Raw genomic sequence first — 14,075 nt, 5'->3', positions numbered from 1 at the left:
CCGGTAACACCGGTCATGCCGGTAAACGCTTTCCAATGCCGCTCGTGCGATCTAGGCTGCTCTCGTGCGCCTCGCCCTCTCGACGCTCGGTCTGCCCGGCCTGCCGCTGGCCGACACCGTCCGCCTCGCTACCCAGCACGGCTGGCAGGGACTCGAACTACGTTGCGCCGCAGGCGAATCCATCCATCCTGAGCTCAGTCCCGACGAACGCCGCGCGGCGCGCCGCCTGCTGCAGCGGTCCGGCATCACACCGCTCTGCCTGGCGAGCTACGTCGGCGTCGTCGCCCCGGGGGACGACGCACCGGTCGTCGCCGCGCTCCGCGCCCACCTCCGCCTCGCCGCCGACCTCGGCGCACAGTCCGTCCGCGTGTTCCCGAGCGGCGGGAACGGCCCGCTCGCGGACGGGGACCAGCGCGCGGCGCACCGCCTCACCGCCGTCGCCGACGAGGCGGAACGACTGGGCGTGCGCGTCCTGCTGGAGACCCACGACTCCCACCGCGCCGCCCGCGACGTGGCGCGCGTCGTCTCCCGGGTCGACCACCCGTCGGTCGGCGCACTGTGGGACCTGATGCACACCTGCCTCGCGGGAGAGTCCCCGTCCGACTCCTGGGCGGCGGTCGCCCCGCATCTCGGCCACACCCAGGTCAAGGACGTCGCCGGCCCTGACGACCTCACCCCGCTCGCCCTCGGCGCAGGCGTTCTGCCGATCGCGGAGTGCCTCGCCCTGCTGCCGCCCGACAGTTGGGTGTCCTGGGAGTACGAAGCACCCTGGCACCCAGCCGCGCCCCCACTCCCCGCCCTCCTCGCCGAAGGCGCGCGCTACCTCTCCCGGTCCGGGGCTCAGCGCCCCCGGACTCCGTGACGACGGACGCCTGATCCCGGCATCCCGGTCAACGATCCTTCGCCCGGAAGGGGTCGTTCTGCCGGGACCCGAGGTGGGCATGAAGAGAAGGGAGGCGTCGGCCACCGAAAGGATCACTGACATGCCCCTGACTGTTGCACAGGTCCTCGCTGCCAAACCCGACGGCGGCGGCACGGTTCACACCATCGGAAGGGACCGCACGGTGCTCGATGCACTGACGCTGATGGCAGCGAAGGGGATCGGCGCGCTCGTCGTCATGGCCGAGGGGCAGATCGCCGGGATCGTCACCGAGCGGGACTACGCCCGCAAGGTCGAACTTCACCGACGCTCGGCCGCCACCACACGCGTCGAGGAGATCATGACCGCGAAGGTCCGCTACGTCGAACCGACCCAGAGCGCGGACGAGTGCATGGCGCTGATGACCGAGCACCGCATGCGCCACCTGCCGGTCCTCGACGCCGGACGGCTGAGCGGCATCATCTCCATCGGCGACCTGCTCAAGCAGCAGCTCGCCGACCAGCAGTTCACCATCGACCAGTTGGAGCACTACATCCACGGCGCACCGAGCTCCGCCCCGCCGTACTGACCACGTCCGCGCGTTCACCCCCGAGGTCGCCGCGTTCCCGGCAAAGCGAACCGCGCGGGCGCGTGAACCCGGCGTGAGCACGAAGTGGCCGGACTGCGCTGCTGTCTCAGGCAGAGATCAATCGTTCGCCGATGGCACGGAGTGGCGGCAACGCGGGTAGCAAGTCCGCGAAGAGATCGAAGAGATCGTCGTGGAAGGGATGGACGCGGGCCATGAGCAGCGACACGTGGCATACCGGATTCACCCATTGGATAGTGCAGCAGGTGCGCGCCAACGGCATCGTCGAGCAGGAGATCCCCGAGGCGTTGCTCTGGTGCTGGACCAGCGCCGCCCGGTCGACCGGTCTGGACCCGGAGGACGTACGGGAGATCGCCGGACGCACCGGGGCGGCCGAGAGCGACGTGCTCGCGGCATGCGGGCGCGACAACGCGCAGTGCCGCCGAGCAGGACCGGTTCGACCAGCCGGACCTGGTCGCGCTCGACGAGTACCTCGACACCGTCCTCGGCGGTCTCTTCCCCTCATCGTGAACGGACAGCAGGCCCTGCCTGCCGGCGGCCCCTCCGTTCGACGCCCGCCGGGAGGGCACCCCGGCGGGTGGCCGCCCGCCGGGGTAACGGGCGGCCACCGGTCATCCGGCGGTTGCGGTCAACCGCGAAGGAGCGCTCAGGAGTTGAGCTCCTCCAGGGTGCGGCCGCGGGTCTCGGTCGCGAAGAGGGCGACCACCGTGCCGACCACCGCGACGCAGCCGAGCTGGGCGAAGACGGTGGCCAGGTCGCCGCCTCCGCTCAGGATCGCGCCGACGGCGATCGGGCCGAGGATGATGCCGAGGCGGTTCCACACCCCGCCGAACGCCGAACCCATGGCGCGGGTGCGGGTCGGGTAGAGCTCCGGGGTGTAGAGGTACAGCGTCACGTTGGTGGCGTAGACGAACAGCGTCGCGACCGAGGCCAGCACCGCGACCTGTCCGCCGCTGTGGACGCCCATGCCCGCCAGGACGAGCAAGGCCACGGCCGCGCCGCCCATGCCGAGGACGAGGGCGGGACGACGGCCGATGCGGTCCACCAGGAGCGCCACGACCAGACAGCCGACCAGGCCCGTCAGGTTGCTGAGCAGGGTGTAGTCCAGCGCCCTCTGCAACGTCAGGTGGAAGTGCGAGGTGTAGACCGAGGGCAGCCAGGAGGCCGTGCCGTAGTTGACGTAGTACGCGACGAACCACAGGGCCGAGACCACTGCGGTGCGTCTGAGGTAGCGCCCGGCGAAGAGGTCACGCAGGCTGCCGCGTGACTCCTCCCGCACGCTCGTTGCGGCAGGCGGAGGCAGCTCCTCGCCGCTGGACGCGGCGATCTCCGCCTCGATCCCGGCGAGCACGCGCTCCGCCTCCGCGGTGCGCCCACGGGCCAGCAGCCAGCGCGGGGACTCGGGGATCCGACGCTGCAGGAAGGCGATCAGGACGGCCGGAACTCCGCCGATGACGAAGAGCGCGCGCCAGCCGAAGGTGGGGACGACCCAGCTGGCGACCAGGGTGGCGGCGGCGAGTCCGGCCGGGAAGATCAGCTCGTACATCAGCACGAAGCGCCCGCGGCGCTCCGACTTGGCGATCTCGTTGATGTAGGTCGCCGCCACCGGCACCACACCCCCGATGCCGAAGCCCTGGATGGTCCGGAACAGGAAGAAGAGGGCGAAGCCCGGGGCCGCGGCGACCGCGAAACTCGCCACCGCGGTGATCGCCACGCCGAGCGCGACGGTACGGACCCGGCCGATCCGGTCACCGGCCCAGCCGGCGGCGACCGCGCCGAGCAGCATGCCGATCGAGCTGCTGGTGATGATCTCAGTGCCCTGACCTGCGGTGAGATGCCACTGCTTGGTGAGCACCGGCAGGGTGGACGCGGTCAGCAGTTGGTCGAAGGCCTCGAAGAAGGTCACCGCACCGATGACGGTACGGACCTTGGTGTGCCAGCGGGACTGGGGGAGTCTCTCGATTCTGGCGGCGACGGAGGCGACGGCCGTGGTGGGCGCCACTGTGGCCATGCGGGTTCCCTTCGAATGGGAGCGGGGGTGTCGCCGACCTTAAGAGGAGCTATCTAAGCGGTCAATAGCTTTGGCCTTAGTGATTACGGCTTCTCACCTCGTGGACGCTCCACCCGCAGTCGGACATATCCACGCGACACGGCAAGAAGTTCCCCAAGGGCCTTGCGCGGAAATAATTAAGCACTTAGATTTCTCCGCACCGAACGACCGCCCGGAAGGAATGGGTGCGCATGAGCATGCAGTCGGAGCCCTCCCACAGTCCCCACAGCGTGGAGTTGCCGGCCGACGAGATCCTCGTCGGCGGACGCTGGCGCCGTGGCCGTGGCCTGACCATCCGGCCTCTCGACCCGGCCACCGGCCAGGAGTTGACGGTCATTCAGGCTGCCTCGGTCGAGGACGTCGAGGAGGCCGCCCGGGCGGGTGCCCGGGCCGCCGCTGACCCGGCGTGGCGGAGCCTGCTGCCGCACGAGCGGGCCCGCTACCTCTACCGGATCGCGGAGCTGATCGAGCGCGACACCGACACGCTGTCCGCGCTGCAGACCGCCAACACCGGCAAGACGCGTGCCGAGACCACTGCCCTGGTCCGCAGCGCCGCCGGGACCTTCCGCTATGTCGCCGCCACGCTGGAGACCGCGGAGGATGCCCTCACCCCCTCCCGTGGCTCCTACCTGACCATGAGCGTCCACGAGCCGCTGGGCGTGGTCGGCGCGATCACACCGTGGAACTCCCCTATCGCCTCCGAGGCGCAGAAGGTCGCCCCGGCGCTGGCGGCGGGCAACGCGGTGCTGCTCAAGCCCGCCGAGTGGACGCCGTTGGTCGCGCTGGCGCTCGGGCGGATCGTCGAGGAGGCCGGTCTGCCCGCCGGTCTGCTCTCGGTCCTGCCGGGCAAGGGCAGCGTCATCGGCGACGCGATCGTGCGGCACCCGCTGGTCGCCAAGGTGACCTTCACCGGCGGCACCACCACCGGACGCACCATCGCGCACCACGCCGCCGACAAGCTGATCCCGGTCTCCCTGGAGCTGGGCGGCAAGTCCCCGACGGTCGTGCTGCCCGATGCCGACCTCGAACAGGCCCTGGCGGGCGTGCTGTTCGGGATCTTCTCCAGCAGCGGCCAGGCCTGCATCGCGGGCTCCCGGCTCTTCGTGCCGGAGTCGATCTACGAGCAGTTCGTCGGTGAACTCGTGCGCCGGACGCGGCAGTTGCGCGTAGGGCCGGGCACCGACCCGACCACCCACGTCGGCCCGCTGGTGCACCCGCGACACCGGGACGCGGTCGCCGCCCACGTCGAGCTGGCCCGCAAGGAGGGCGGCCGGATCCGCTGCGGCGGCGCGGCCCCCGAGGGCGAGCAGTACGCCGGTGGCGCCTACTACCTGCCGACCGTCATCGACGGCCTGCCGAACGACGCCCGCACCTGCCAGGAGGAGATCTTCGGCCCGGTGCTGGTCTGCCTCCCGTACCAGGACGAGGAGGACCTGCTGGCCCAGGCCAACGACTCGGTCTACGGCCTGGCCTGCGGCATCTGGACGCGCGACGCCCGCGCCGCCTGGCGACTGGCCGGGCGGTTGGAGGCCGGGACGGTCTGGATCAACACCTACAAGCAGTTCAGCTCCTCCACCCCGTTCGGCGGGTTCAAGGAGAGCGGCCTGGGCCGGGAGAAGGGCCGCGACTGGATCCGCTCCTACCAGCGGCAGAAGTCCCTGTACTGGGGCACCGACGCCGACCCGCTGCCCTGGGCGGCCGTCTGATGCCACGTCGGACATCGAGGCCGAGCCACCCGCACCAACCCCTGGAGATCCCCATGAGCCTGACGGTCGCGCCGCCCCCGCCCGTCGCCCGGCTGCGCCGACTGCGCGCGGTCGAACTGCGCACCCCCCACTTCGCCGCCTCCGGCGACTTCTACCGCGAGGTCTGGGGCTTGGAGCAGGTCGAGTCGGACCGCGACGGCAGCTGGCTGCGCGGCACCGGCGACAACCACCACGTGCTGAGCCTGCAGCGCGCCGAGGCCAACGGCCTGGGCCGGATCAGCTTCGCCGTGACGACCCCGGCCGAGGTCGACGAGGCCGCCCGACGCCTGCTCGCCCGCGGCATCGTCCCGGTCGCGGGCCCCGGTCGGCTGGACCAGGTCGGCGGCGGCTACGGGCTGCGCTTCACCGACCCCGAGGGCCGCCTGATCGAGCTCTCCGCGGACGTCGAGGCCGTCGTCCCGCGCGACCAGCTGGGCTCGCCCGTGCCGGTGGGCGTGACCCACGTGGTGCTGAACACCGTGGACATCGACGCCGCCGTCGCCTTCTACTGCGAGGTGCTCGGCATGCGGGTCTCGGACTGGTCCGCGCACCAGATGGCCTTCCTCCGCATCAACAGCGACCACCACTGCATCGCCTTCCACCAGGCGGAGTGGGCCTCGCTCAACCACGTCGCGTACGAGATGCCGTCGGTGGACCACTTCATGCGCGGGCTGGGCCGGCTCAAGCACCACGGCATCGCCCCGCAGTGGGGACCGGGACGGCACGGGCCCGGCAACAACACCTTCTCCTACTTCACCGACCCGGCCGGGCTGGTCTGCGAGTACACCTCCGACGTCGCCCAGGTCGTCGAGGACCAGTGGCTCTGCCGCACCTGGCCCCGGACGCCGGAACTGTCCGACCTGTGGGGCACGGCCGGGCCGCCGTCCACCACCATCCGCAGCCACATGGCCGGGATCCCGGACCCGGGCCCGCTCGCCAACCGCGAAGGAGCGCGCGCATGAGCACCGTCACCGAGGCACCCGGAACGACCGCGACGCGGCGCGTCGGGCTGGTCGGCTGGGGCGCGATCGGCCAGGTCGTCGGCAACGCGCTGGCCGAAGGCCGGGTCCCCGGCGCCGAGTTGGTCGGCATCGTCGACAACCGCACGCTGACCGGTCTCCCCGCCCAGCAGCTCGCCTTCGAGCAGGCGCTGGAGTCCTGCAATCTGATCGTCGAGGCGGCCGGGCAGTCCGTGGTCCGCGAGTGGGGCGAGCGGGTGCTCGCCGCGGGCGTCGACCTGTTGGTCTGCTCCAGCGGCGCGCTGACCGACGCCGCGCTCGCCGAGCGGCTGCGCACGACCGGTCCCGGCCGGGTCTACTTCACCGGCGGCGCGGTCGGCGGCCTGGACCTGCTCCAGGCGGTGCGCGGCCTCGGCCCGCTGACCACCGTCCGGCTCACCACCACCAAGCTGCCGCGCACGCTCCTCCAGCCGTGGATGGACGCGGAACTGACGGGGCGTCTGGAGCATGCGGAGGGGCCGGTCGAGGTGATGCGCGGCACCGCCTGCGACGTTCCGGCCAAGTTCCCCAAGTCGACCAACGTGGCCGCGTCCGTCGCCCTCGCGGTCGGCGACCCGCGCGCAGTCGAGGTGGTCGTGATGGCCGACCCGGCGGCGGTGCTGACCCGGCACGTGATCGAGGCCGAGGGCACCCACGGCAGCTACCGCTTCGAGGTCAACCACCGCCCCGACCCGGTCAACCCGGCCACCAGTCAGGTCGTCCCGCACGCGGTGCTGCGCAGCCTGGACGCGGTGCTGGGCCGCTCCGGGATGGTCCTCTAATGGATGTGGAAGCGCTCGCCGACGGCGTGCACGTCGTCGAGTCCGGGCCCCGCCTGGTCAACGGCAAGGACGCGCCGCTGCTGCTCTGCCTGCACGGGATCGGCTCCTCCTCCGCCTCGTTCGCGCGGCTGGCCGAGGACCTCGCCGACAGCGTCCGCGTCGTCCGCTGGGACGCTCCGGGCTACGCGGCCTCCGCCGACCCGGAGCAGGCTCCCGGCCTGGACGGATACGCGGACGCCGCAGCGGAGTTGATCCGGCGGCGCGGTGGGAGCGCCCACGTGCTCGGCGTCTCCTGGGGCGGCGTGATCGCGCTGCGGCTGGCGGTCCGTCATCCGGAGCTGGTCGCCTCGCTGGTGGTGGCCGACTCCAGCGTCGGCTCCGGCGCCGATCCGGACGCCACGCGGCGGATGCGGGCCCGCGCCGGTCAGTTGGCCGAGCAGGGTCCTGTGGCGTTCGCCGCCGAGCGCGGACCGCGCCTGGTCTCCGACGCGGCCCCCGCCGAGCTGGTGGACCGTGTGGTGCGCACCATGGCCGACAGCATCCGCCTGCCCGGCTACGGCTACGCCGCCGAGGCGATGGCCGAGGCCGACCTCACCCCCGAACTGCCGCAGATCACCGCCCCCGTACTGGTGGTCTGCGGCGAGAAGGACCGCGTCACCGGCCCGGCGGCCTCGCAGGCCGTCGCCGGAGGACTGCGGCGCGTCGCCTACGTGGTGATCGCCGACGCCGGGCACCTGGCCAATCAGGAGCAGCCGGACGCCTTCCACTCCTGGGTGCGCGCACACCTGCACGTCACCGCGCGCGTGCCGTTCTGACCCACCCAAGCTTTCTGACTGTCCGTCACATCAGCTCGCCAGCAAGCAAGGAGCATCTCCATGCCGCTCGACCCCACCCCGTACCACGACGGCTCCGACCTGGCCTCGTTCACCGACTCGCTGATCGCCACCAAGGCCTCGCGCGAGCCCGACTGGGACACCCTCGCGTTCCAGGCCAAGGCCGGTGACCAGTACCGCCGCGCCCAGATCCGCTACGTCGGCTCCGGTGCGACCGGCAACCACGAGGGCGACAACCGGATCCTCCCCTCCGGCGGCTTCACCTTCTCCAACATGCTGCTGCCGCCCGGCGCCGAGGGCCCCGAGCACACCCACCACGACGTCGAGGAGGCCTTCTTCGTCCTGGAGGGCCAGGTCCGCGTGGGCATCCACCGCGGCGCCGACGAGATCGAGTACCGCACCCTCGGCTACCGCGACATGATCGTGGTCCCGGCCGGTGTGGCCCGCTCGCTCAAGAACGAGGGCGACACCGACGCGCTCTTCTGCGTCGTCATCGGCACCCAGAAGCCGCAGGTCCCGACCTACCCCGAGCACTCGCCGATGCACGGCGTCACGCGCGGCTGATGGCCGACGACACAGTACGGCGCACGGTCGTCGTGACCGGTGCGGGCCGCGGCCTCGGACTGGCCACGGCGCACCGGATCGGCCGCGACGGCTACCGCGTCGTCGTCGCCGAACTGGACGCCGAGCGCGGCGAACAGGCCGTGGCCGAGCTGCGGGCGGCCGGCGTCGACGCGGTCTTCCACCCGCTCGACGCCGGCTCCCCCGAGTCGGTCGACGCCCTGGCCGCCGCGCTGGCCGCGGACGGGACCCGGCTCTACGGCCTGGTCAACAACGCCGCTCTGGCGAACGCGGTGGGCGGCAAGCCGTTCCACGAGATCGACGTCGCGGCCTGGGACCGGATCGCCACGGTCAACGCGCGCGGCCCCTGGCTGGTGGCGCGCGGGCTCTGGCCGCTGCTGGCCGCCGAGGGCGAGGGACGGATCGTCAACCTGGCCTCCGACGCGGCGCTCTACGGGTCGCCGCGCCTCGCGCACTACGTCGCCTCCAAGGGATCCGTGATCGCGCTGACCCGGGGGATGGCGCGGGACGCGGGCGACGCCGGGGTCACCGTCAACGCGGTGGCCCCGGGCCTGACCGAGGGCGAGTCCGCGGTCGACATCCCGGCCGAGCGGCACGAGCTCTACCGGCTGAACCGCGCGGTGAAGCGTCCGCAGCGGCCGGAGGACCTGGTCGGGCTGATCGCCTTCCTGGTCGGCCCCGAGTCCGGCTACATCACCGGCCAGACCTTCGCCGTCAACGGCGGCTTCACCATGCACTGAGCAATGCACTGAGCACTGCACTGACAGCACCACGAAGAGGGAGAACACCATGGACCTGGGCCTCTCCGGCCGCGGCATCCTGGTCACCGGAGGCAGCTCCGGGGTCGGCCTCGCGACCGTCCGCATGCTGCTCGCCGAAGGGGCCAAGGTCGCCACCTGCGGACGCCGTGCGGACGCGCTCTCGGGAGCCCTCGCCGGGCTCGCCGAGCGCTACGGCGACGACCACCTGTTCCACGCGCCGTGCGACGTGCGCGACGCAGCGGCGGTCGACGCCTTCGTCAGCCGCGCCGCCGAGCAGCTCGGCGGCCTCGACGGACTGGTCAACAACGCGGGCGCCTCTCGGATGAAGCGCCTGCACCAGACCACCGCCGAGGACTGGCGTGACGAGCTGGACCTGAAGTTCTCCGGCGTGCTCAACCCGACCCTCGCCGCACTGCCGCACCTGCGGAGGTCCGACGCGGCCTCCGTGGTGAACATCAACGCGGTGCTGGCCAAGCAGCCGGAGCCGCACCTGATCACCACCAGCGCGGCGCGGGCCGGAATCCTCAACCTCTCCGCCTCGCTGGCCCAGGAGCTCGCCGCCGAGGGCGTCCGGGTCAACTCCGTCTGCCTGGGCCTGATCGACACCGGTCAGTGGACCCGCCGGTTCCAGGCCGACGACGCCGGGATCGACTACGCCACTTGGCAGGCCGAGTTCGCCGCCCGGCGCGGTATCGCGCTCGGCCGCTTCGGCACCGCCGACGAGGTCGCGTACGCGGTCACCACCCTGCTCTCCCCGCGCGCCGGGTACATCACCGGCGCCAGCGTCGACGTCGCCGGCGGCGTCCACCGCGGCACCCACTGACACCCCCGCACCGCCCCCGCAGTACCGGCCGTACCGAAGGAACTCCCCCCATGACCCCACCCAACGGCGGCGACCTGCTGGTCGAGCTGCTCCGTGCCCACGGCACCGACACCGTCTTCGGTGTCGTCAGCGTCCACAACCTGCCGCTCGTCGAGGCCGTCGATCGCGAGCTGCGCTTCGTCCCCGTCCGGCACGAGGCCGCCGCGGTCAACGCCGCCGACGGCTACGCCCGTGCCACCGGCCGTCTCGGCTGCGCCCTGACCAGCACCGGCACCGGTGCGGGCAACGCGGCGGGCTCGCTGATCGAGTCGCTGAGCGCCGGGACGTCGGTGCTGCACGTCACCGGTCAGATCGACACCCCGTACCTGGGCCTGGGCCGCGGCTTCATCCACGAGACCAAGGACCAGCCCGCCATGCTGACGGCGGTCTCCAAGCACGCCGCCACGGTCCACGACGCCGCCTCGGCCGCCGACGTGCTGCGCGAGGCCGCCGCAGCCGCGCTGGCCGCGCCGGGTGGCCCGGCCAGCGTCGAGTGGCCGATCGACCTGCAGTACGCGGAGCAGACGCCCGGTCAGATCAGTGCCCCCGCCGCTGCCGTGGCAGCCCCGCTCCCCGACGCTGCCGCCCTGGACGAGGCCGCCGCGCTGCTCGCCGCCGCCCGGCGTCCGTTGATCTGGGCGGGAGGCGGCGCGACCGGCGCCCGCGCGGAGCTTGCCGAACTGCTGACGCTGACCGGCGCGGGCCTGCTGACCAGCAACTCAGGGCGTGGCTCGGTCCCCGAGGACGACCCGCGCGTGGTGGGCAACTACGCCTCCGCCCCGGCGGGCAGGGCGCTGCTGGCCGAGGCGGACCTGCTGCTCTCCGTCGGCACGCACTTCCGCTCCAACGAAACCCACGACTACCGGCTCGCCGTCCCGGACGCGCACATCCAGATCGACCTGGACCCGGCCGCGCCCGGCCGCGTCTACCCGGCCAAGCACGGGCTGGTCGGCGACGCCGCCGCTGTGCTGGGCGAACTGGCCACTCGGCTGCGCCAGGTGACCCCGCGCACCGACGCCGCCTGGCCCGAGCGCGTGCGCCAGGCCCGGCAGGAGGCACGCGACAGGCAGCGTCACGCCATCGGCCCGCAGGCCGCGATCTGCGACGCGATCCGCGCCCACTACCCGGCCGGCAGCGTGATCGCCCGCGACGTCACCATCCCCTCCTCCACCTGGGGCAACCGGCTGCTGGAGCTCACCGACCCGGCCACCAACGTCTTCCCGCGCGGCGGCGGCATCGGCCAGGGCCTGGCCATGGGCATCGGCGCGGCGGTCGGCCGTCCCGACGTCCCGACCGTGGTGATCGCGGGCGACGGCGGCCTGGCCGTGCACCTCGGCGAGTTGCTGACGCTGGCTCAGGAGCGGCCCCGCCTGTCGCTGCTGGTCTTCAACGACGGCGGCTACGGGGTGCTGCGCAACATGCAGGAGGCGGGAGGCGGTCGGCGCCACGGCGTGGACCTCACCACGCCCGACTTCTTCCTGCTCGCCTCGTCGCTGGGCCTGCCCTTCCACCGGATCACCCAGGCCGACGACGCTGACGCGGTCCTACGTGAGGCTGCGGCTGCCGACGGCCCGACCGTGGTGGAGGTCGACCTGGCCGCGCTCGGCCCGATGAACGTCCCGTTCACGCCCCCGGTGAGCGTCCCCACTGCGACGGGAGGTGCCCGATGAGCCGCACCGAGGACCGCGACATGAAAGAGCGTGACCTGGACCTGCTGGTGCACCGCACCACTTGGGAGGCCGACGGGGTGCTCTCCGTCGAGCTGGTCCACCCCGAGGGCGCGGAGCTGCCCGCGTGGACGCCCGGTGCGCACATCGACGTCCATGTCGGCGCGCACGTGCGGCAGTACTCGCTCTGCTCCGACCCTGCCGACCCGACGCGGTACCGGATCGGCGTGCTGCGCGAGCCCTCCTCGCGGGGCGGCTCGGCGCACGTCCACGACACGCTGCGGCCGGGACAGACGGTGCGGGTGCGCGGGCCGCGCAACCACTTCGAGCTCGACCACGCCGCCGAGCGCTACCTCTTCGTCGCGGGCGGCATCGGCATCACGCCGCTGCTCGCCATGGCGCGCGACGCCGCCCAGCGTGGTGTCCCGTGGCAGCTGGTGCACGGCGGACGCCGCCGCGACTCGATGGCCTTCGGCGCCGAACTGCGGGCGCTGGCCCAGGAGTCGGGCGCGTCCGGCTCCTCCGGCAGCGTCGCGTTCGTGCCCGAGGACGAGTGCGGACGGATCGACCTGGACGGTCTGCTGACCGACCTCGCCCCCGGCACCCAGGTCTACTGCTGCGGTCCCGAGCCGCTGCTGGCCGCCGTCGAGCAGCGCTGCGACGCCCGCACCGAGCGCTTCGCGGCCCCGGCCGCCGCGCCCGCCGACCCGTCCGGTGAGTCCGCCTTCGAGGTGGTCTGCAACCGCAGCGGCACGACCGTCACCGTCGGGCCCGGCCGCTCGACGCTGGAGGCGCTGGAGGCGGCGGGCATCCCCGTCTCCTCCTCCTGCCGGGACGGGATCTGCGGCACCTGCGAGACCCCCGTCCTCGACGGCGAGGTCGAGCACCGCGACTTCCTGCTCACCGACGACGAGAAGGCTGCCGGGACGTCGATGATGCTCTGCGTCTCCCGCGCCCGCTCCGCCCGTCTCGTCCTCGACCTCTGAGCTCGAACTGTGAGCTCGACCTATGAGCCTCACCACCGCTTCTGCGATTCCCCACGGAGCAGCCATGGACCAGTACCTGAACATCCGTCAGTCCCGGGACGGCAAGCCCGCCCCCTACGAGATCCGGCTCGCCGGAGCTGTCGAGGAGGTCTTCGGCGGCGGCGACCACGACCTCGCCGGGCTCGTCGCCGGGCTCAACGACCGCGGTCTCTTCGCGCCCGACGGCGCCGCCTGGACCGAGCAGACCTTCACCGCCGAGATGCAGCGCCTGGGAGCCTGACCATGCCGACGACCACCCCCTCATCCATCGGGCTGGACTCCACCAGCGCCGACGAGATCTTCGCCACCGGCCTGCGCAACCAGTGGTACGCCGTGTGCCCGTCCGAGTTCGTCCCCGCGGGCGGGATGCGCCGGGTCACCCGGCTCGGCCGCGACTGGGTGCTGTTCCGCCGTGGCGACGGCACCGTGCACATGCTCGCCGACCGCTGTCCGCACCGCGGCGCGCGGCTGTCCCAGGGCAAGCACCTGGGTGACCGGATCGCCTGCTGGTACCACGGTGTCCAGGTCGACGGCCAAGGCACCGTCACCTCCGTGCCGGGCCTGCCCGGTTGCACGCTGGAGGGGCGCACCCTCGTCCAGGCCCCGCCGGTCACCGAGGTCGGCGGCGCGATCCTGGCCTACTTCGGCGACAGCCGGAACCCCGAGCCGTGCGAGCTCACCCTGCCGGAGCCGCTGACCGACCCGGACGTCACGTCGTTCCTCTGCTACGCCGAGTGGAACGCCAACTGGCGCTGGGGCATGGAGAACCTGCTCGACCCCATGCACGGTTCGTTCCTGCACCGCGACTCGCACAGCATGTTCGCGGGCGAGACCACGGCCAAGTTCCGGATCCGCGAGACCGGTCGCGGCTTCTTCTTCGAGAAGACCGACCAGCGCGGCGTCAACTTCGACTGGGTCGAGCTCTGCCGGACCGGCGTCGACTGGGTCGACCTGGAGATCCCCTATCCGCCGACGGCGGGCCCCGGCGGCCCGTTCGGCATCGTCGGCATGGTCACGCCGATCGACGCGGACCGCAGCGTCGTCTTCTTCTGGCGCTACCGCAAGGTCCAGGGCTGGGAGCGCGACGTGTGGCGCTTCCTCTACCGAACAACGCTGGAGCCGCGCCACTGGGAGGTGCTGGAGCAGGACCGCCTGGTCCTGGAGGCCCTCCCCGCCGACGCCGACCAGGCGGAGAACCTCTACCAGCACGACCTCGGCGTCGTCCGGGTGCGCCGGATGTACCGCGCCGAGGCCGAGAAGCAGGCCGCTGCCGCCGTCACGCCCTGACTGCGGTCGGCAGCACA

The 14,075-nt window shown here is 72.5% G+C and carries 14 protein-coding genes; 13 read left to right on the top strand and 1 reads right to left on the bottom strand.

Going from position 1 to position 14,075, the window contains the following annotated elements; all coding sequences use genetic code 11:
- The first annotated feature begins 64 nt into the window (after window positions 1-64).
- Window positions 65-862, top strand: coding sequence for a sugar phosphate isomerase/epimerase family protein (locus tag ABH928_RS13945; protein ID WP_370065893.1), 798 nt, complete (start codon window positions 65-67; stop codon window positions 860-862).
- A 121-nt stretch (window positions 863-983) separates the two neighbouring features.
- Window positions 984-1,448 carry a CBS domain-containing protein gene (locus ABH928_RS13940; RefSeq protein WP_370065891.1) on the top strand — a complete coding sequence of 155 codons (465 nt, stop codon included), beginning with the start codon at window positions 984-986 and terminating at the stop codon, window positions 1,446-1,448.
- Between the two features lie 664 nt (window positions 1,449-2,112).
- Here ABH928_RS13940 and ABH928_RS13935 read toward each other — a convergent pair.
- Window positions 2,113-3,477 (bottom strand): MFS transporter, encoded by a 1,365-nt coding sequence (locus ABH928_RS13935; RefSeq protein WP_370065889.1) that lies wholly within the window; start codon window positions 3,475-3,477, stop codon window positions 2,113-2,115.
- Window positions 3,478-3,713: 236 nt separating this feature from the next.
- Here ABH928_RS13935 and ABH928_RS13930 point away from each other — a divergent pair, with 236 nt between their 5' ends.
- The 11 genes from ABH928_RS13930 (at window position 3,714) to ABH928_RS13880 (ending at window position 14,058) form a co-directional block, all read left to right on the top strand.
- Window positions 3,714-5,222 (top strand): aldehyde dehydrogenase, encoded by a 1,509-nt coding sequence (locus tag ABH928_RS13930; RefSeq protein WP_370066098.1) that lies wholly within the window; start codon window positions 3,714-3,716, stop codon window positions 5,220-5,222.
- A 53-nt stretch (window positions 5,223-5,275) separates the two neighbouring features.
- Window positions 5,276-6,223: a VOC family protein gene (locus tag ABH928_RS13925; RefSeq protein ID WP_370065887.1), complete on the top strand. Its 948-nt coding sequence runs from the start codon at window positions 5,276-5,278 to the stop codon at window positions 6,221-6,223.
- Window positions 6,220-7,041, top strand: coding sequence for an aspartate dehydrogenase domain-containing protein (locus tag ABH928_RS13920; RefSeq protein ID WP_370065885.1), 822 nt, complete (start codon window positions 6,220-6,222; stop codon window positions 7,039-7,041). Before ABH928_RS13925 ends, ABH928_RS13920 begins: the two co-directional genes overlap by 4 nt.
- Window positions 7,041-7,856 carry an alpha/beta fold hydrolase gene (locus ABH928_RS13915; RefSeq protein ID WP_370065883.1) on the top strand — a complete coding sequence of 272 codons (816 nt, stop codon included), beginning with the start codon at window positions 7,041-7,043 and terminating at the stop codon, window positions 7,854-7,856. Before ABH928_RS13920 ends, ABH928_RS13915 begins: the two co-directional genes overlap by 1 nt.
- Window positions 7,857-7,916: 60 nt before the next feature.
- On the top strand, window positions 7,917-8,438 hold the full coding sequence (locus ABH928_RS13910; protein WP_370065881.1) for a cupin domain-containing protein: 522 nt from the start codon (window positions 7,917-7,919) through the stop codon (window positions 8,436-8,438).
- A complete protein-coding gene (locus ABH928_RS13905; protein WP_370065879.1) occupies window positions 8,438-9,196 on the top strand; it encodes an SDR family oxidoreductase in 759 nt (252 codons plus the stop codon). Before ABH928_RS13910 ends, ABH928_RS13905 begins: the two co-directional genes overlap by 1 nt.
- 49 nt (window positions 9,197-9,245) lie before the next feature.
- Window positions 9,246-10,040 carry an SDR family oxidoreductase gene (locus tag ABH928_RS13900; RefSeq protein WP_370065877.1) on the top strand — a complete coding sequence of 265 codons (795 nt, stop codon included), beginning with the start codon at window positions 9,246-9,248 and terminating at the stop codon, window positions 10,038-10,040.
- A gap of 50 nt (window positions 10,041-10,090) precedes the next feature.
- Window positions 10,091-11,749 (top strand): thiamine pyrophosphate-binding protein, encoded by a 1,659-nt coding sequence (locus tag ABH928_RS13895; RefSeq protein WP_370065875.1) that lies wholly within the window; start codon window positions 10,091-10,093, stop codon window positions 11,747-11,749.
- Complete coding sequence (locus ABH928_RS13890; RefSeq protein WP_370065873.1) at window positions 11,746-12,732, top strand: 2Fe-2S iron-sulfur cluster-binding protein; 987 nt, start codon at window positions 11,746-11,748, stop codon at window positions 12,730-12,732. The genes ABH928_RS13895 and ABH928_RS13890 overlap by 4 nt, the downstream gene beginning before the upstream one ends.
- A gap of 64 nt (window positions 12,733-12,796) precedes the next feature.
- Complete coding sequence (locus tag ABH928_RS13885; RefSeq protein ID WP_370065871.1) at window positions 12,797-13,012, top strand: recombinase-like helix-turn-helix domain-containing protein; 216 nt, start codon at window positions 12,797-12,799, stop codon at window positions 13,010-13,012.
- A gap of 2 nt (window positions 13,013-13,014) precedes the next feature.
- Window positions 13,015-14,058: a Rieske 2Fe-2S domain-containing protein gene (locus ABH928_RS13880; RefSeq protein WP_370065869.1), complete on the top strand. Its 1,044-nt coding sequence runs from the start codon at window positions 13,015-13,017 to the stop codon at window positions 14,056-14,058.
- The last annotated feature ends 17 nt before the right edge of the window (window positions 14,059-14,075 follow it).

It is taken from the genome of Streptacidiphilus sp. MAP5-3 (genome assembly GCF_041262505.1).
Taxonomy (GTDB): domain Bacteria; phylum Actinomycetota; class Actinomycetes; order Streptomycetales; family Streptomycetaceae; genus Streptacidiphilus.
The sequence above is the reverse complement of the archived record's forward strand: the minus strand, read 5'-3'. Positions and strand labels throughout refer to the sequence as shown.